At 57.9% G+C, this 16,865-nt stretch carries 15 protein-coding genes; 3 read left to right on the top strand and 12 right to left on the bottom strand.

From position 1 onward, the window contains the following. Nucleotides 1-9: 9 nt before the first annotated feature. Entirely contained in the window at nucleotides 10-1,932 is a 1,923-nt protein-coding gene (locus tag ARC85_RS10775) for a PrkA family serine protein kinase (protein WP_011786498.1), read from the bottom strand. A gap of 270 nt (nucleotides 1,933-2,202) precedes the next feature. Further along, nucleotides 2,203-2,862, bottom strand: coding sequence for a thiopurine S-methyltransferase (gene tmpT / locus ARC85_RS10770; protein ID WP_011786497.1), 660 nt, complete (start codon nucleotides 2,860-2,862; stop codon nucleotides 2,203-2,205). 74 nt (nucleotides 2,863-2,936) lie between these two features. On the opposite strand from tmpT, the gene ARC85_RS10765 reads away from it, so the two are divergent. Continuing rightward, on the top strand, nucleotides 2,937-3,872 hold the full coding sequence (locus ARC85_RS10765; RefSeq protein WP_286714845.1) for a D-2-hydroxyacid dehydrogenase: 936 nt from the start codon (nucleotides 2,937-2,939) through the stop codon (nucleotides 3,870-3,872). Between the two features lie 125 nt (nucleotides 3,873-3,997). Continuing rightward, nucleotides 3,998-5,353 (top strand): YihY/virulence factor BrkB family protein, encoded by a 1,356-nt coding sequence (locus tag ARC85_RS10760; RefSeq protein WP_286714844.1) that lies wholly within the window; start codon nucleotides 3,998-4,000, stop codon nucleotides 5,351-5,353. Here the strand turns inward: ARC85_RS10760 and ARC85_RS10755 are convergent. From ARC85_RS10755 to ARC85_RS10740, 4 genes are all read right to left on the bottom strand, one after another. Continuing rightward, nucleotides 5,336-6,385 carry an HDOD domain-containing protein gene (locus ARC85_RS10755; protein WP_286714843.1) on the bottom strand — a complete coding sequence of 350 codons (1,050 nt, stop codon included), beginning with the start codon at nucleotides 6,383-6,385 and terminating at the stop codon, nucleotides 5,336-5,338. The two genes, ARC85_RS10760 and ARC85_RS10755, sit on opposite strands and share 18 nt — an antisense overlap. A 90-nt stretch (nucleotides 6,386-6,475) precedes the next feature. Continuing rightward, a complete protein-coding gene (locus tag ARC85_RS10750; protein WP_153740682.1) occupies nucleotides 6,476-7,705 on the bottom strand; it encodes a DUF445 domain-containing protein in 1,230 nt (409 codons plus the stop codon). Nucleotides 7,706-7,981: 276 nt separating this feature from the next. After that, the gene (locus tag ARC85_RS10745) at nucleotides 7,982-8,716 is read right to left on the bottom strand and encodes a 16S rRNA (uracil(1498)-N(3))-methyltransferase (RefSeq protein WP_278350442.1); all 735 of its coding nucleotides are present in this window, start codon (nucleotides 8,714-8,716) and stop codon (nucleotides 7,982-7,984) included. An 11-nt stretch (nucleotides 8,717-8,727) separates the two neighbouring features. Further along, nucleotides 8,728-10,077, bottom strand: coding sequence for an adenosylmethionine--8-amino-7-oxononanoate transaminase (locus tag ARC85_RS10740; RefSeq protein WP_226609403.1), 1,350 nt, complete (start codon nucleotides 10,075-10,077; stop codon nucleotides 8,728-8,730). 199 nt (nucleotides 10,078-10,276) lie between these two features. Between ARC85_RS10740 and ARC85_RS10735 the strand changes: the two genes are divergently transcribed. Continuing rightward, nucleotides 10,277-10,765, top strand: a complete 489-nt coding sequence (locus ARC85_RS10735) for a DUF2505 domain-containing protein (protein ID WP_224849507.1) — start codon at nucleotides 10,277-10,279, stop codon at nucleotides 10,763-10,765. A 9-nt stretch (nucleotides 10,766-10,774) separates the two neighbouring features. On the opposite strand, the gene ARC85_RS10730 is transcribed toward ARC85_RS10735, so the two are convergent. From ARC85_RS10730 to metK, 6 genes are all read right to left on the bottom strand, one after another. Further along, nucleotides 10,775-11,521 (bottom strand): amino acid ABC transporter ATP-binding protein, encoded by a 747-nt coding sequence (locus tag ARC85_RS10730; protein WP_011786489.1) that lies wholly within the window; start codon nucleotides 11,519-11,521, stop codon nucleotides 10,775-10,777. Between the two features lie 13 nt (nucleotides 11,522-11,534). Next, nucleotides 11,535-12,206: an amino acid ABC transporter permease gene (locus tag ARC85_RS10725; protein ID WP_031210002.1), complete on the bottom strand. Its 672-nt coding sequence runs from the start codon at nucleotides 12,204-12,206 to the stop codon at nucleotides 11,535-11,537. A 71-nt stretch (nucleotides 12,207-12,277) separates the two neighbouring features. After that, nucleotides 12,278-13,036 carry a transporter substrate-binding domain-containing protein gene (locus ARC85_RS10720; RefSeq protein WP_286714842.1) on the bottom strand — a complete coding sequence of 253 codons (759 nt, stop codon included), beginning with the start codon at nucleotides 13,034-13,036 and terminating at the stop codon, nucleotides 12,278-12,280. Between the two features lie 204 nt (nucleotides 13,037-13,240). Next, nucleotides 13,241-14,110 carry a methylenetetrahydrofolate reductase [NAD(P)H] gene (gene metF / locus ARC85_RS10715; protein ID WP_286714841.1) on the bottom strand — a complete coding sequence of 290 codons (870 nt, stop codon included), beginning with the start codon at nucleotides 14,108-14,110 and terminating at the stop codon, nucleotides 13,241-13,243. 12 nt (nucleotides 14,111-14,122) lie between these two features. Next, nucleotides 14,123-15,517, bottom strand: a complete 1,395-nt coding sequence (gene ahcY / locus ARC85_RS10710; protein ID WP_011786485.1) for an adenosylhomocysteinase — start codon at nucleotides 15,515-15,517, stop codon at nucleotides 14,123-14,125. Nucleotides 15,518-15,590: 73 nt separating this feature from the next. After that, nucleotides 15,591-16,781: a methionine adenosyltransferase gene (metK, locus tag ARC85_RS10705; protein ID WP_023008553.1), complete on the bottom strand. Its 1,191-nt coding sequence runs from the start codon at nucleotides 16,779-16,781 to the stop codon at nucleotides 15,591-15,593. Between the last annotated feature and the right edge of the window lie 84 nt (nucleotides 16,782-16,865).

Raw genomic sequence — 16,865 nt, 5'->3', positions numbered from 1 at the left:
CGCTGGCCGTTAATGGGATTTCCGGACGCGCAGGTACCACTCGGCGAGCAAGCGAACCTGTTTCTCGGTGTACCCACGGTCAACCATGCGTTCCACAAACTGCTTGTGCTTCTTCTGGTCTTCCTGGCTGGCCTTCGGATTGAAGGAAATCACCGGCAACAGGTCTTCGGTGTTCGAGAACATCTTCTTCTCGATCACGCTGCGCAGCTTCTCGTAGCTGAGCCAGGACGGATTCTTGCCGCCGTTGTTGGCCCGGGCCCGCAGCACAAAGTTGACCACTTCGTTGCGGAAGTCCTTCGGGTTGGATATGCCCGCCGGTTTTTCGATTTTCTCCAGCTCATCGTTGATGGAGGAACGGTCCAGAATCTCGCCGGTTTCCGGGTCCCGGAACTCTTGATCCTGAATCCAGAAATCGGCATAGGTGACATAGCGGTCGAACAGGTTCTGGCCGTACTCGCTGTAGCTTTCCAGATAAGCCGTCTGGATTTCCTTGCCAATAAACTGGACGTAGTGGGGCGCCAGGTATTCCTTTATGAAGCGCAGGTATTTTTCCTGCAACTCCGGCTGGAACTGTTCCTGTTCGATCTGCTTTTCCAGCACATAGAGCAGGTGCACAGGGTTGGCGGCAATCTCGGTGGTGTCGAAATTGAATACCTTTGACAGGATCTTGAAGGCAAAGCGGGTAGACAGACCGTCCATGCCTTCCATCACCCCGGCAGCATCCCGGTACTCCTGGATGGACTTGGCCTTGGGGTCGGTGTCCTTGATGCTCTGGCCGTCGTATACCTTCATTTTGGAGAAGATGCTGGAATTTTCCGGCTCCTTGATCCGCGACAGCACCGAGAACTGGGCCAGCATATCAAGAGTGTCGGGTGCGCAGGGCGCTCCGGACAGTGAGCTGTGCTTCAGCAGCTTGCGATAGATTTCAATCTCCTCAGTGACCCGCACACAGTAGGGCACCTTGACGATGTACACCCGGTCCAGGAAGGCTTCGTTGTGCTTGTTGTTGCGGAACGTCTGCCACTCGGATTCATTGGAGTGGGCCAGGATCACGCCGTCGAAGGGCACCGAGCCCATGCCCTCGGTGGTGTTGTAGTTGCCTTCCTGGGTGGCCGTCAGTAGCGGATGCAGCACCTTGATCGGTGCCTTGAACATTTCCACAAACTCCATCAGCCCCTGGTTGGCTTTGCACAGGCCGCCGCTGAAGCTGTAGGCATCCGGATCATCCTGGGAATAGTCTTCCAGCATGCGGATGTTGACCTTGCCCACCAGGGCCGAGATGTCCTGGTTGTTGTCGTCGCCCGGCTCGGTCTTGGATACACCGATCTGGTCCAGCACCGAGGGGTAACGTTTAACCACCCGGAACTGGCTGATGTCGCCGCCAAACTCATGCAGGCGTTTGACTGCCCAGGGTGACATGATGTTTTTCAGGTAGCGGCCGGGAATGCCGTATTCCTCTTCCAGAATCGGGCCATCCTCGGCCGGGTCGAACAGGCCTAGCGGGCTTTCGTTTACCGGAGAGCCTTTGATGGCGTAGAAGGGGACCTTCTGCATCAAGGCCTTGAGTTTCTCGGCCAGGGAAGACTTACCGCCGCCAACGGGGCCGAGCAGGTAGAGAATCTGCTTCTTCTCCTCCAGACCCTGGGCTGCGTGGCGGAAGAACGAAACGATGTTTTCGACGGCATCTTCCATGCCGTAAAACTCGTCAAATTCGGGGTAACGCTTGATGACTTTGTTCGAGAAGATGCGTGACAGGCGGGGGTCACGGGAGGTATCGATCAGTTCTGGTTCGCCGATGGCAATCAACATCCGCTCCGCGGCGGTGGCGTATGCCGTTGGGTCCTTTTTGCAGATCTCCAGGTATTCCTCAAGGGAGTATTCCTCCTCCTGAGTCTGTTCATACCGGTCTTTGAAGTGCTGCAGAATGCTCATAGATGGCCCCTCGCTTACTCTTGCCTGTTATAAATTCACGCAATGTCCCCGTTGCTGTTTCGCCGCCTGTCCCGGCGGTGTGTCTGGTTAAGGAATGAATGGGATGGTGTTAAGCAGGTATACGTTATCCGGAGGTTTCCGGCCTGCTTAATCTGAGCTTAGTTCAGAGTTCGGGGGTTGGACAGTGAGCAGTCAAATTAGGTTCATTAAATTATGTTTCGGGCGGTAAGCCAGACGGGACACCAGGGACTTACCGCCCATGATCTAAGGTTATTTCTTGACGAGGGTAAAAACACTCTCTGTGGCGCCGTTTCTCAGGCCCCGGCGTTTGGCAAACGGGTTGTCACGGGCCATGTCCCGTTTCAGCACCTGATTGATCTCATAATCCTCACCGTAGAGCCTGAACACTTCGTCGTCGGTAACGTTGAACGGAGGGCCCTGCATTTCCGAACTGTCGTAATCCAGCGTGATCAGCAGGATTCTGGTGTCGTCCGGAATAATAGCGGTGAGATGATTGACATAGCTCTTGCGCATTTCCGGGGGCAGGGCGATCAGGGCAGCCCGGTCGTACACCAGCCGAATGTGTTTGAGGTCGTCCGGCACCAGCTGGAAATAATCCCCACACCAGATTTGAAGATCGTCATGGCGGAAGGTGGTAAAGGGTTCGCCCGGGTGAACGCTGGCTTTCTCCTGCGCTTCCTCGAAAAAGTCCTTGCAGGCAACCTCGCTTAACTCCACACCGATAATCGGATGCCCGCGATCGTGCAGCCACCACATGTCATGGGCTTTGCCGCACAGGGGAACGAACACGGCGTCGGTGCCGTTGCCTGCCAGTTCGGGCCAGTGGTCATGCAGGTACTGATTAACCGTGCCTTCGTGGAAGCCGATTTGGTCTTTTGCCCAGCGTTCGTGCCAGAATTCGTGTTCCATGGGTAGCCTCCCGGAGATTGATCGTTTTCCTCAGTCTACCTTAATCTGTGGGGTCGATGAGTCAGGAGAAAAGTATGAAAGCCGTTTTTCTGGATGCCGCAACGCTGGGCGAGGATGTGGATCTGAGCCCCATTGAAAACATGACCGGTGGACTGACCTGCCACCCGCGCACCAACCCCGAGCAGGTGATTCAAAGGATTCAGGGCTTTGATACGGTGCTGGTGAACAAGGTTGTGCTGGGCCGTGAACATTTTGAAGCCTGCCCGGAACTGAAAACCATCGCGGTGGTGGCAACCGGTCTTAATAACATCGATCTGGAGGCGGCCAAGGCCCACGACATCAAGGTAATGAACGTTACCAATTATGGCCGTTCCACCGTGGCCCAGCACACCATGGCCCTCATCCTGGCGCTGGCCACCCGGCTGCTGGATTACAACCGGGGTGCCCGCAACGGACAGTGGGCCCAAAGCGATATGTTCTGCCTGATGGACTACCCGATTATGGAGCTGGAAGGCAAAACTCTGGGCATTGTCGGCTACGGCGATCTTGGCCAGGGTGTGGCGGAACGGGCAAAGGCGTTTGGCATGAACATCGTCCTCGGCTGCCGGCCCGGCCAAGAGCCTGGCGAGGTGGATGGCTACCCGCGAATTCCGCTGGATGACCTGTTGGTGCAGGCTGATGTGCTATCACTGCACTGCCTGCTGACAGAAGAAACCCGCAACATGATTGGCGCCCGGGAACTGGGTTTGATGAAGTCTTCGGCACTGCTGATCAACACCAGTAGGGGCGGCTTGGTTGATGAATCGGCTTTGGCTGACGCCTTGCGGAATGGCGACATTGCCGGTGCAGGCTTTGATGTGTTGACCGAAGAACCTCCCCGCAATGGTAACCCGCTGCTGGCAGACAATGTTCCCAACCTGATTTTAACCCCGCACTCGGCCTGGGCGAGCCAGGAGGCGCGGCAGCGAATTGTGGAGATTACGGCGCGTAATCTGGCGTCGGTTACATGAAGTCGGGTGAAGGAAGCCCGCCGTCAGGAGGACTTGTCCGGGTGTGCAACAAATACCCGGTTTCCGGGTTGTTTACTGACAGCTGCCTGATAAGCTTGAAGAAACACTGACAAGCAGGATGTTACGTGGCTTCCACCCAGATGAAAGAGCGGCTGCAGGCTGCTGAAGACTGGATACTGTCCAATTCCAACCCACCGCAGACCTGGCCCTGGACCTGGCTGTATAAATCCGGGCGCTCGGCTTATGCCCTGATCCGCGATGTGATCAGTGGTCAGCTGACACTGCACGCCATGAGCCTGGTTTACACCACGTTGCTCAGCATTGTGCCGTTGCTCGCCCTGAGCTTTTCCGTGCTGAAAGCGCTGGGTGTGCACCAGCGCATGGAGCCATTCCTGTACCAGTTCTTCCAGCCGATGGGCCCACAGGGTGTGGAGGTGGCTGAGCGAATCCTGGGCTTTGTCGATAATATGAAAGTCGGTGTGTTGGGCTCGGTGGGTTTGGCCTTGTTGGTGTACACCGTCATTTCCCTGGTTCAGAAAATCGAGCGCTCGTTCAACATGATCTGGCGGGTGCCGGAAATGCGCTCCATGGCACAGCGTTTCAGTAACTATCTGAGCGTCATCATGGTCGGCCCTTTGTTGATGGTTTCGGCTATCGGGGTAACCGCCACCATATTCTCTTCAGAAATCGCGCAGAATCTTATGGCCATCGAGCCGTTTGGTTCGCTGATTGTCCTTGCCAGTCGATTTACACCGTTTTTCCTGGTGGTGGGCGCGTTCACCTTTGTTTATATCTTTATCCCTAACACCCGGGTGAAGCTGCGCTACGCGTTTATCGCCGGGCTGGTGGCCGGCGTTTCCTGGCAGGCTGGCGGCATGCTGTTTGCCTCGTTCGTGGCCGGCTCGGCCAAGTATGCGGCCATCTACTCCGGTTTTGCGGTCGGTATCATTCTGCTGATCTGGACCTATCTGAACTGGATGATCCTGCTGCTTGGCGCCAGTCTGGCTTTCTATCTGCAAAACCCGGGGGCCGTAGCCAAGCGCCGGAATGTCCAGCTGGCGCCGGAATTGCAGGAGCGGGTAGGGCTTGCCCTGATGTGGATGGTGGCCAAGCCGTTCAGCCGCGGTGAACCGGCGCCTCAGCAGGAGTCTCTGGAGCAGCAGTTGCGGATTCCCGGCGAAGTCACCCGCAAGATCAGCGACAAGCTGATCCGCGCCGGATTGCTGAATCTGGCGGGGCGAGATGGCGATCAGCTGGTTCCAGGGCGAACACTGGATCTGATTACGGTCAGCAGTGTGCTGCGGGCTGTGCGCAAGGACGAAGACCGGGTGGTGGATCGCCTGCCTGCCGGGGCCATGCCGAGGGAACTGATCGATCTTGCGCCCACCAGCGATGATGTCAGCTTTGCCAGCCTGCTGAATGCCGGTACACCGCCCGGTGCGGATATTGTCAAAGCACCGGAGTCAGGTCCGAACCTGTGAGCTTTTGCCTTCCTGGAGCATTCTGAGCAATGCCGTACGTACCCTACCCAGTTGCTCCGGGGAAAGGTGCACAATACGAATCAGATTTTCTTCCGACAGGTTCCTCTGGCGGGCATGGCGCAGCACTTCCCGGGTGCCCAGAAGCAGGCCGTCGGTCAGTGCGGAGTGGGCCTGCCGCGGCGCCGGCCGTTCCGCCGATAACAGCCAGGCATGGTATTTGGGTGGCAGATTCCAGACATTGGCCAGTAACTGGCTGGTGGCCCACTGATAACGGGCCAGAGCCTGTCTCAGTAAGGCCGGTTTCGGTTCATTGCCGGAGCCTTTGGTACGGCAGATGCGCCCCAGTTCCCGGCGAATGGTGATGTACGCCAATGCTGGTAGCAGGCCGACCATGAAGTGGGCGCTGGTGTCGTCCCGGTGAATCTTGGCAATCAATTCCGCCGCTCGGGCGCAGGTCAGGCCCCAGCGCCAGGATCGTTGGGCGAAAAGTGCCTCGCGGCTGTTTCGGGCCGCCATCATAGGCCGCATAACCGCCGCAGCAATCACGTTCCGGATGCCGTCCACACCCAGCACGAACACCGCCTGGTCAACGGATTCTATGACGTGTTCACTCTGGCGGAAGTAGGGGCTGTTGGCCACCTGCAGCAACTGGTCGGTCAGTGACGGGTCACTCAGAATGATCCGGGTAAGCTCTTTGCGTTCGGTGGCTTCATTGGACAGTGCTCGCATCAGCATGGGTAAGCTGCCAGGCTTCCTGGGCAGTTCTTCCATTTCGTTCATTTGCAGGCGCCGCTCGAGCTCGGCCAGTTCCTTTTCGCCACTATCAGTGCCGGCACGAAGTCGCGCGGGTTCCACATCAAGCAGCCAGGTGAACAGGTGGTCTTCCAGTTGGCCAACAATGTCGCCTTCATCGTTGCTATTGCCAGGCTGGCTGGTGCTGGAAGGATTAAGAAGCCGGGTTTCGGAGGCAGCCTGTGGGACGGATTGAGTGCTGTTGAACAGGCCTGATATCCAGGAAAAAAAGCCGGGCATCCCTTGCCTCCGCATAGCGTGTATAAAGAATGGACTGGTTATCTGGCCAGTATAGTAGCGTAATGCAACCCTGCACAGCCCTGACAACGATCAGAAAAAGGACTCGCCAAAGACAAAGACCAGTTGGCACACACCGGCCACCAGACCCAGGAAGGCGCCCACCAGGATCAGTTTGATCTCGTCTTCCTGGAAGCACGGGCGCAGCAGATCCTGGAATTCTTCCGAGGACAGGGCATTCATCCGCTCCACCATGATGGATTCCACCGCCCGGGCCCGGTCTCGCTCGAACACGGGGTTGTTGAAGGAACGCTGGGATATCGCGATGGCTTTTTCACCCACCTGATTTTTCAGGGTGGCAAAACCCGTGGGGCCGAATGCCATCTGGGTCAGGGCCTTGCCCATGCCTGCGGTTTCATCCACCAGCGGTTTGATGTGCTTTTTCACCATGTTGCGGGCGCGGTCACCTTTGGGTCCTTCGAGGATGGCGTTGATGATGTTGCCCACGGTCAGTATCTCGTGGGTCACGATGTGACAGAAGGATTCTGCCACTTCTGGCTGGCGCTTGAGGAACAGGCCCTGGATTCGCAGAGGGCCGACCTTGTGTTCATGCAGGGGCCGGAAGATTACATTCAGCGCAATCCAGTTGGTGGCCCAGCCCACAAGGAGCCCGAACAGAGGCAACACCCAGATGGCCGGGTACAGGTACCAGACTCCCATCTGGATAATGCCGAACAGGAAGCCGAAGTAGAGGCCGGAATTGATGATGAAGCGGAACTCCACGTCGCCACACTCCAGAAATATCCGGTTGAGCAGCTTTTTATCCCGGGCCAGGCGTTCGATGACCATGCCTTTGATGTCGAGCAGGTCTTCAATGTTGTCTGAGATGTCTTCAACCAGGTTGTCGACCAGTTGTGGGGTGGATTTGCGTACCCGGTCGTAGACCATTTTGCGGGCCGAGGCGGGCAGGTTTTCCCAGAAGGTGGGGTATTCCCGCAGCATGAGTTCGTCGACATATTCCTCGATGCGGGGGTCGACGGTGTAGATGATGTGGGCGGCCAGGACTTTTGGGTCGATCTGTTCGAAGATCTCCTGAACGGTACCGATTTTGGAAATGGTGGCATCCACGCTTTTGGCCGCCATTTTGCGGGCTTTGGAGGGAATAATGCCCTGCCAGCCCAGAAGCGGTGGCTTGCCGATGAACTCCAGAGGGTAGAAGGTCATTTTGATGGCGAGCCAGTTGGTGCTCCAGCCGATGAGGGCGGCGATCACGGGGATGCTGAGGTATTGCCAAAATTCCGGATTGGTAAGTAGGTCTGTCATCCTGGACTCGCATGTTTATTTGTTTTACCGAAGCCTCGGTGATTTGCAGCCGGTTGCGGTAGGGCTTTCCAAAACACGCTGTTAATACGTCCATGTACGCTCCGCTCCGCCATCCATGGCTCCGCAGGGTTTTGGAAAGCCCTACCGCAACCAGCTGCTCAAGTGCCGGTGGTAGCTTCAGGCTTTTTTGTCAGACAAGAATAATGTTGATCGCCCCCTTGTCTGTCAATGACTGGGATGCCAGGACGTGACGCCATGAATAGTCACCCGGCTGTCTCAGGCGCCGATATCTCCCCAGAGCCACTGGCACAGGGCGATGGCGGCAACCGGTGCGGTTTCGGTGCGCAGTACCCGGGGGCCCAGGGCAACAGGCAGAAAGCCGTGACTTTCGGCCAGGGCGATTTCTTCGGCGGTCAGGCCGCCTTCGGGGCCGATCATCAGGGCGATGCTGGAGGGCTTTTCGAGGGTGTTCAGGGACCGTTCGGTGCGATGGTGTAGCACCAGGCGCAAGTCACAGGCCCGGGCGTGTTCCAGCCACTGTTGCACGGTCATAACCGGCTGTATTTCAGGAACCCGGGCCCGGCCGCACTGTTCGGCGGCGCTGATGGCAACCTGTTGCCAGTGCCGAAGGCGTTTGTCTTCCCGGTCGCCTTTGAGTTTGACGTCGCAGCGTTCGGTGGTCAGCGGCACGATTTCGCTCACGCCCATTTCCACTGCTTTTTGTACGGCGTAGTCCATGCGGTCGCCCTTGGACAGGGTCTGTGCCAGTACTACTCTGAGGGGCGATTCTGTTTCGTTTCCAGCGGCTTCCGTGACTGCCACCAGCACGTGTTTCTTTCCGGCTTCGGTAATGGTGGCGTGATAGTCATGACCATCACCGTTGAAGAGCAGAAGTGCCTGGCCTGCCTGCATGCGCAGGACCCGGCCCACATGGTTGGCGGCGTTGTCGTCCAGCTGGCACTGGCTGCCGACAGCCAGGGGGCTGTCGGTGAAGATGCGAGGGATTCTCATGGCGGCGGTTCTCAGTCCTTGACCGCGATTTCGATGCCTTCGGTGGCCACCTGAGCCAGATGGCGAATCTGTTCTTCGGTGATCACGTAGGGCGGCATGAAGTACAGCACGTTACCCAGGGGGCGCAGCAAGGCCTGGCGGGTGAGTGAATGCTTATACACTCTGATGCCACGGCGCTCCTGCCAGGGGAACGGGGTTTTGCTGGCTTTGTCTTTAACCATTTCAATGGCCATGGTCATGCCGTGCTGGCGGATGTCGCCCACGTTCGGGTGGTCGGCCAGATGGGCAACGGACTCGGCCATACAGCGGGACAGCTGGCGGTTGTTTTCGATGACGTTCTCATCCCGGAAGATGTCGAGCGTGGCCAGGGCGACGGCGCAGCCGATGGGGTTGCCGGTGTAGCTGTGGCTGTGCAGGAAGGCGCGCATGGTTTCGTAGTCGTCGTAAAAGGCGTTGTAGACGTTGTCGGTGGTGAGCACCACGGACAACGGCAGGTAGCCGGCGGTCAGGCCTTTGGACAGGCACATGAAATCGGGGGTGATACCAGACTGTTCACAGGCGAACAGCGTACCGGTGCGGCCAAAGCCGACGGCAATTTCATCCGCGATCAGGTGCACCCCGTAACGGTCGCAGGCTTCCCGCAGTTTGGTGTGGTAAACCGGGTGGTGCATGCGCATGCCACCGGCGCACTGGATCAACGGCTCCACCACCACAGCGCAGATTTCGTCGTGTTTCTCGGCCAGCAGTTTGTCCATGGCCTCGAACTGGCGCAGGGCGTAGTCTTCATCGGTTTCGCCCGGCTCTTTGTTATACGCGTCTGGTGAGGGGGCGGTCAGCACTTCCATCAGCAGCGGCTGGTAGGTGTCCTTGTACAGGGCCACGTCGCCCAGGGCCAACGCGCCCAGAGTTTCGCCATGGTAGCTGTTGCTGAGGTTTACGAAGTTCTTCTTGCCCGGTTTGCCGTGGTTTTTCCAGTAGTGATAACTCATCTTAAGGGCAGCTTCGATGGCCGAGGAACCATTGTCGGCATAGAAACACTTGTTCAGGCCTTCCGGTGTTACCTCGATCAGCCGTTCTGACAGATTAACCACTGGCTCATGGCTGAAACCGGCCAGAATGACATGTTCGAGCTGGCCGATCTGTTCCTGAATGGCGGAATTGATGCGCGGATTGGCGTGGCCGAACAGGTTAACCCACCAGGAGCTGACGGCGTCGATGTAGCGGTTGCCCTCAAAGTCCTCCAGCCAGACACCTTCGCCCCGTTTGATGGGGATCAGGGGCAGTGTTTCGTGGTCTTTCATCTGGGTGCACGGGTGCCACACGGATTTGAGATCCCGTGCGACCAGATCGGCATTGCGCATTGTAGTCTCCTGTCAGCTCCCGGGCCGTTTGTTCGGTTTGTTAAAATCCTCACATGATACTTGCCCGGGCCATCGCTTAACAGCGCCAGAATGTGAACCAATCGGTCTGGCTTGCTTGCCCGGATTGCTTGCCCGCCCGGCCAATGTTGCCACGCCGGGCGACCGCAACAATAGGGGTAAGACAGGTTCGGAGGTAAACATGGAACTCAATCTGGAGCACCCCTACGAGCGGGGGCTTGATCAGGTGATCGAGCGTTTCTTCGATGAGGCGCATATTCGCAACAAAAACGAGCAGTTGGGCGCCCGCAATCTCAGGGTGACCGAGCTGAAAAAGGACGAAATGTCGGCCAAACTGGTGATCGAGCGGGAAATGACCGCCTCGGCACCGGTGCCGGGTGTGCTTTCCGGTTTCCACCGGGAATGGAACCGGGTGCGGCAGGAAGAGCACTGGTTCCGCAAAGACGATGAGGAGTGGCACTGCGAGTTTCGGGTGCGCATTGACGGGGTGCCGGCGAAGATCAAGGGCGCGATGCGGCTGTTGGGCAACGGCGACCGTTGTATCAACTACGTGAGCCTGTCGGTGCTGTGCGAGGTGCCGTTTCTGGGCCGGAAGATTGCGAAGTTTCTGGCGGATGACTCCCACGCCAAGATTGAACGTGAGTATGATGTCATCCGCCAGTTGCTTTAAACGCGAGGGTCAGTGAGCCAGTACCCGGGACAGGAATGCCTGGGTGCGCTCATTCTGAGGGTTATCGAACACCTCGTCGGGTTTGCCTTCCTCGACAATCTGGCCTTCGTGAATGTAGATCACCCGGTCGGCCACCTCGCGGGCGAAGCCCATTTCATGGGTGACGACCATCATGGTCATACCTTCTCTGGCCAGCTCCCGCATGACATCCAGAACTTCCCCGATCATTTCCGGGTCCAGCGCTGACGTGGGTTCGTCGAACAGCATCAGCCTGGGTTCCATTGCCAGAGCCCGGGCGATAGCCACCCGCTGTTGCTGGCCGCCGGATAGCTGGCTGGGGTATTTGTCGGCCTGGTTGCCGATGCCTACACGTTCCAGCAGGCGTTCGGCGGTGGCGTTGGCAACCACTTCGGCCGTTCTTTTTACCTTCATGGGCGCCAGCATGATGTTCTTTTTCACGGTCAGGTGCGGGAACAGGTTGAACTGCTGGAACACCATGCCCACTTCCTTGCGGATTTCCGCCAGGCTGTTCTGATTGCCGCCTTTCGGGGCCAGAGGGTGGTTATCCACCTCAAGTGAACCGGATTCGTATTCTTCCAGGCCATTCACGCAGCGAATCAGAGTGGACTTGCCGGAGCCACTGGCGCCGATGATCACCACCACTTCGCCCTGTTCCACGGTCAGGTCGATATCCTTGAGGACATGCAGTTTGCCGAAGTATTTGTTCATGCCCTTCATTTTTACAATCTGTGTCATTGCTCGGGCTCCTTCAGGCAGACGCGACACCGCGGCGCTCAAGCAGCCGCAGGATCAGTGACAGGGACAGCGTAATGGCCAGGTACATGATGGCCACCACAAAATACACCTCGAATGCGGTGAAGGTATTGGCAATGTACACCTGGCCCTGGCGTACCAGTTCGCCCACGCCGATGACCGAGAACAGTGAGGTGTCCTTGATGCTGACGATGGCCTGGTTGCCCAAAGGCGGAATCATGCGTCGGAAGGCCTGGGGCCAGACAATGTTCCAGAAAGTCTGGGAGCGTGACAGGCCCAGAGACAGACCGGCTTCGGTCTGGCCTTTGTCGATGGATTGCACGCCGCCACGGACGACTTCGGAGATATAGGCACCGGAGTTAAGGGCGATCGCGGCAATACCGGCTGTCAGCGGGTCGATCGGGCCGCCAACCAGGTCGGGCAGGCCGTAGAAGATAAACAGCACCTGTACCAGGATGGGGGTGCCGCGGAAAATCTCGATGTAGGCAGTGGCGGGCCAGCGCAAGAACCAATTCTTGTTGATGCTGAGCAGGCCGAACACGATGCCCAGAACAAAACCGATGGCCAGGCCACCGAAGGAAATCATCAGGGTGTAGGGAATACCCTTGGCCAGGTAGGGAATGGAATTGATGGCCGCCTGCCAGTCAAACTGAAACTGGAATTCCACAGTGTGTTTCTCCGTTGGGTTGGGAGGAATCGGCCAGGGCATTGTGTGCCCCGGCCGGTTCAAGTGGCGGGTTATTTGTCTTCAGGCATGGGGCCGAACCATTTTTCATAAATGGTCTTGTAGGTGCCGTCTTCCTTGATTTCTGCCAGGGCCTCGTTAACCGGGCCGACCCATTTACTGCCGTTTTTCAGGGCAATACCGTACTGCTGGCCTTCATACAGGGGGCCTACGGTCTTGACCTTGCCTTTGCCGCGGGTGCTGGCGAAGTAGCCAACATTTGGGGCATCGTAGAAAACCGCATCAACGGCACCGGACATCAGCGCCATGTACATGTCCGAGCTGCCGGGGTACGGCGTTACACCGTCGTTGTCGTCCAGGCTTTTCATCAGGAAGTCATAGCTGGTGCTGCCAATCTTGGTGCCGACTTTCATGCCTTCCAGGTCCGACATTTCATTAACGTCGCCGTTGTTCTGGCTCACCAGGATACGCAGACCGGAATCGTAGTAAGGATCGGAGAAATCGACGATTTCCTCGCGTTCATCGGTAATGGTGATGCCGGCGATGGCAATATCCACGTTGCCGGTTTGCAGGGCCGGGATAATGCCGTTGAAGTCCATGGTGTTGAGGTCGTAATCAAAGCCTGCACGTTCGGCGACTTCGGCAATGATCTCCATATCGAAACCGATCATTTCTCCGGTTTCCTGGTCCATCATTTCAAACGGGACGAAGCTTGGGTCGGTGACCACGCGCAGGGTCTCTGCGCTGACTGAGGTTGCGGCTACAGACAGTGCCAGACCAGCACCCAGTGTTTTCAGCCATTTCGTGCTCATGCTTTCTCCTTTCTGTTTTTTATGCCCCGTCTGCCCGGTAAGGCAGTCTGTGAAAGCACTCTTTGTGGCCGTGCATCACAGGGAGCGTTGATGGGGATGCATCAGATACAGTTTAGACTATGGAGACAGGATTTGCAGGAAATCAGGCGGTTATGAAAGGAAAGAGGGGCCGGAGCCCCTCTCTGTAGCGGCCGGGAAGGCGTGTCAGAACGCGATTTTCTCCCGGTCGCTGATGCCCAGATTCTTCCAGATGGAAAGGCTGGGTTCAGCCTGGTTCAGAGTATAGAAGTGCAACCCTGGAGCCCCGGCCTTGAGCAGTTTTTGGCACATTTCAGTGACCACTTCCTCACCGAACTTGCGGATGCTGTCCGTGTCGTCACCGTAGGCTTCCAGCTGCTTGCGGATCCAGCGCGGGATCTCCGCGCCGCACATGTCCGAGAACCGCACCAGGCTGGAGAAGTTGACGATGGGCATGATGCCCGGTACCACCGGAATGGTGACGCCCATCTGCTCCAGACGGTCGATGAAGTAGAAGTAGCTGTCAGCATTAAAGAAGTACTGGGTGATGGCGCTGTTGGCACCGGCCTGTACTTTCCGTGCGAAGTTCTTCAGGTCTTCTTCGGCGTTGCGGGCCTGAGGGTGAAACTCCGGGTAAGCAGCCACTTCCAGATTGAAGTGATCGCCGCTGTGCTGCCGGATAAATTCCACCAGTTCGTTGGCGTAGCGCAGTTCACCGGAAGCGCCCATACCCGATGGCATATCGCCGCGCAGGGCAACGATCCGGTTGATGCCGTTCTCTTTATACACATCCAGCAGCTCGCCGATTTCTTCCCGGGTACCGCCCACGCAGGAGAGGTGCGGTGCCGTGGAGATGCCCTGCTGGTGCAGGTTCAGCACAGTCTCGATGGTGCGGTCCCGGGTGGAACCGCCCGCCCCGAAGGTGACCGAGAAGAAATCCGGGTTCACCTCGGCCAGCTGGTTACGCACCGCTTGCAGCTTCTCCTCGCCCTGATCGGTCTTGGGCGGGAAAAACTCGAAACTGAAGCGGCGTTTGAATTGCTTCTGGGATTCCATGTTTGTGTCCGATTAGTACCTGTAGCTTTCCGGCTTGTACGGGCCTTCGACCGGTACACCGATGTATTTCGCCTGGTCTGGAGTCATCTTGGTGATCACGCCACCAAAGCCTTCCACCATGGCGCGGGCCACTTCCTCGTCCAGCTGCTTGGGCAGAACCTGTACGTAAACGCCCTTGGCCTTGGAATCTTCCGGCAGGTCGGCAAACTTGCGCTCGAACAGATACATCTGCGCCAGCACCTGGTTGGCAAAGGAGCCGTCCATGATACGGGACGGGTGACCGGTGGCGTTGCCCAGGTTCACCAGGCGGCCTTCCGACAGCAGGATCAGGTGGTCGTTGCTGGCCTTGTCGCGGTAGATCACGTGCACCTGCGGCTTGACCTCGTCCCACTCCCAGTTCTTGCGCATGTAGGCGGTATCGATTTCGTTATCGAAGTGCCCGATGTTGCATACCACGGCGCCGCTCTTCAGCGCTTTCAGCATGTTGGCATCGCACACGTTGACGTTACCGGTGGTGGTTACCAGCAGGTCGGTGTTGGCCAGCAGATCCTTGTTGATGCCCTGCTCGGTGCCTGTGTTCACGCCGTCAATATATGGGGACACAACTTCAAAACCGTCCATGCAGGCCTGCATGGCACAGATCGGATCTGCTTCGGTGACTTTGACGATCATGCCTTCCTGACGCAGGGACAGGGCGGAACCCTTACCTACGTCGCCGTAGCCGATGACCAGCGCTTTCTTGCCAGACAGCAGGTGGTCGGTGGCACGCTTGATGGCATCATTCAGGCTGTGACGACAACCGTACTTGTTGTCGTTCTTGGATTTGGTCACCGAGTCGTTGACGTTAATCGCCGGGATCTTCAGGGTGCCGTCACGCAGCATTTCCTGCAGGCGGTGCACGCCCGTAGTGGTTTCCTCGGTTACGCCGTGGCACTTGGCGATCACCTGCGGGTATTCCTTGTGCAGCAGCTCGGTCAGGTCGCCGCCGTCGTCCAGGATCATGTTCGGCTCCCAGCCGTCTACGTCCGCACCGACGGTCTTGTGCAGGCACCACTCGTATTCTTCGTCAGTCTCACCTTTCCATGCAAACACCGGGATCCCTTGCGCTGCGATGGCGGCAGCGGCCTGATCCTGGGTGGAAAAGATGTTGCAGGATGACCAGCGCACGTTGGCGCCCAGCTCCACCAGCGTTTCGATCAGCACGGCGGTCTGGATGGTCATGTGGATGCAGCCCATGATGTTGGCGCCTTTCAGCGGCTGCTCCGCTTTGTACTTCTCGCGCAGTTTCATCAGGGCGGGCATTTCGCCTTCGGCGATCTTGATTTCCTTGCGGCCCCAGTCGGCGAGGGTGATGTCGCGGACTTTGTAGTCCTGGAAGTCGTTCAGTTTTTCGGCCGGAGTGCTCATGGTGTTCTCCTGTCAGTTTCGTTTGGGCGTATTCGTTGGAGTGGAATACGCCCATTTATCCAGAATGGTCTGTTCAGATGCCTGCAGCGTCTTTCAGCGCGGCCGCGCGGTCAGTCTTCTCCCACGGGAACGCGGTGAAAGTCTTGCCTCCGACGGTCATCTCGTACGGATCACGGCCGAAGTGGCCGTAAGCTGCGGTGGCCCGGTACATTGGGTGCAGCAGGTCGAGCATGTTGGTGATCGCGTACGGGCGCAGGTCGAAGTGTGCGCGTACCAGATCGATGATCTTGTCGTCGCTGATCTTGCCGGTGCCAAAGGTGTTCAGGGAAATGGAGGTCGGCTGGGCTACACCGATGGCGTAGGACACCTGAATCTCGCACTTCTCGGCCAGGCCGGCGGCGACGATGTTCTTGGCGACGTAACGGCCGGCGTAGGCAGCAGAACGGTCAACCTTCGAGGGGTCTTTGCCGGAGAAGGCGCCACCACCGTGACGGGCCATGCCGCCGTAGGTGTCTACGATGATTTTGCGACCAGTCAGGCCACAGTCGCCCACCGGGCCACCGATTACGAACTTGCCGGTCGGGTTGATGTGGAACTGGGTGTCTTTGTGCAGCAATTCAGCCGGCAGGGTGTGCTTGACGATCAGCTCCATCACCGCTTCTTTCAGGTCGGCCTGGGTGACGTCGGGGTCGTGCTGGGTAGACAGAACCACAGCATCGATACCCACAACCTTGCCGTTCTCGTAGCGGCAGGTGACCTGGCTCTTGGCGTCCGGACGCAGCCACGGCAGCAGGCCACTCTTGCGGGCTTCGGCCTGGCGCTGAACCAGACGGTGGGAGAAGGTGATCGGCGCCGGCATCAGCACGTCGGTTTCGTTGCTGGCGTAGCCGAACATCAGGCCCTGGTCGCCTGCGCCCTGGTCTTCCGGCTTCTGGCGGTCAACGCCCTGGGCGATGTCGACGGACTGTTTGCCGATGATGTTGATCACACCACAGGTGTCGCCGTCGTAGCCTACTTCAGAGGAGGTGTAGCCGATGTCTTTGATCACACCGCGTACCAGGTCTTCCAGATCGACCCAGGCGCTGGTGGTGATTTCACCGCCGACGATGGCCACGCCGGTCTTGACCATGGTTTCGCAGGCCACGCGCGCGTGCGGATCGTCGGTCAGGATGGCGTCCAGTACCGCATCGGAAATCTGGTCGGCCAGTTTGTCCGGATGGCCTTCGGAGACCGATTCGGAGGTGAAGATGTTGTAGTCAGACATAGGTGTGCTCCTCTTGAGCGATTGCAAATTCGTACCGGCTCCGTCCTGTTTGACCTACCGGCTGCCTTGGTTGTTGTTAGGGCA

Origin of the sequence: Marinobacter sp. tcs-11, assembly GCF_002049515.1 — a bacterium.
GTDB lineage: Bacteria > Pseudomonadota > Gammaproteobacteria > Pseudomonadales > Oleiphilaceae > Marinobacter > Marinobacter nauticus.
Note: the sequence above shows the minus strand (reverse complement) of the source record. Positions and strands in the feature narration are given on the sequence as shown.

Excerpts from the sequence above, each read along its gene's own strand:
- ARC85_RS10775 (WP_011786498.1), bottom strand. The coding sequence starts at position 1,932 with ATGAGCATTCTGCAGCACTTCAAAGACCGGTATGAACAGACTCAGGAG.
- tmpT (WP_011786497.1), bottom strand. The coding sequence starts at position 2,862 with ATGGAACACGAATTCTGGCACGAACGCTGGGCAAAAGACCAAATCGGC.
- ARC85_RS10765 (WP_286714845.1), top strand. The coding sequence starts at position 2,937 with ATGAAAGCCGTTTTTCTGGATGCCGCAACGCTGGGCGAGGATGTGGAT.
- ARC85_RS10755 (WP_286714843.1), bottom strand. The coding sequence starts at position 6,385 with ATGCCCGGCTTTTTTTCCTGGATATCAGGCCTGTTCAACAGCACTCAA.
- ARC85_RS10750 (WP_153740682.1), bottom strand. The coding sequence starts at position 7,705 with ATGACAGACCTACTTACCAATCCGGAATTTTGGCAATACCTCAGCATC.
- ARC85_RS10745 (WP_278350442.1), bottom strand. The coding sequence starts at position 8,716 with ATGAGAATCCCTCGCATCTTCACCGACAGCCCCCTGGCTGTCGGCAGC.
- ARC85_RS10740 (WP_226609403.1), bottom strand. The coding sequence starts at position 10,077 with ATGCGCAATGCCGATCTGGTCGCACGGGATCTCAAATCCGTGTGGCAC.
- ARC85_RS10735 (WP_224849507.1), top strand. The coding sequence starts at position 10,277 with ATGGAACTCAATCTGGAGCACCCCTACGAGCGGGGGCTTGATCAGGTG.
- ARC85_RS10730 (WP_011786489.1), bottom strand. The coding sequence starts at position 11,521 with ATGACACAGATTGTAAAAATGAAGGGCATGAACAAATACTTCGGCAAA.
- ARC85_RS10720 (WP_286714842.1), bottom strand. The coding sequence starts at position 13,036 with ATGAGCACGAAATGGCTGAAAACACTGGGTGCTGGTCTGGCACTGTCT.
- metF (WP_286714841.1), bottom strand. The coding sequence starts at position 14,110 with ATGGAATCCCAGAAGCAATTCAAACGCCGCTTCAGTTTCGAGTTTTTC.
- ahcY (WP_011786485.1), bottom strand. The coding sequence starts at position 15,517 with ATGAGCACTCCGGCCGAAAAACTGAACGACTTCCAGGACTACAAAGTC.
- metK (WP_023008553.1), bottom strand. The coding sequence starts at position 16,781 with ATGTCTGACTACAACATCTTCACCTCCGAATCGGTCTCCGAAGGCCAT.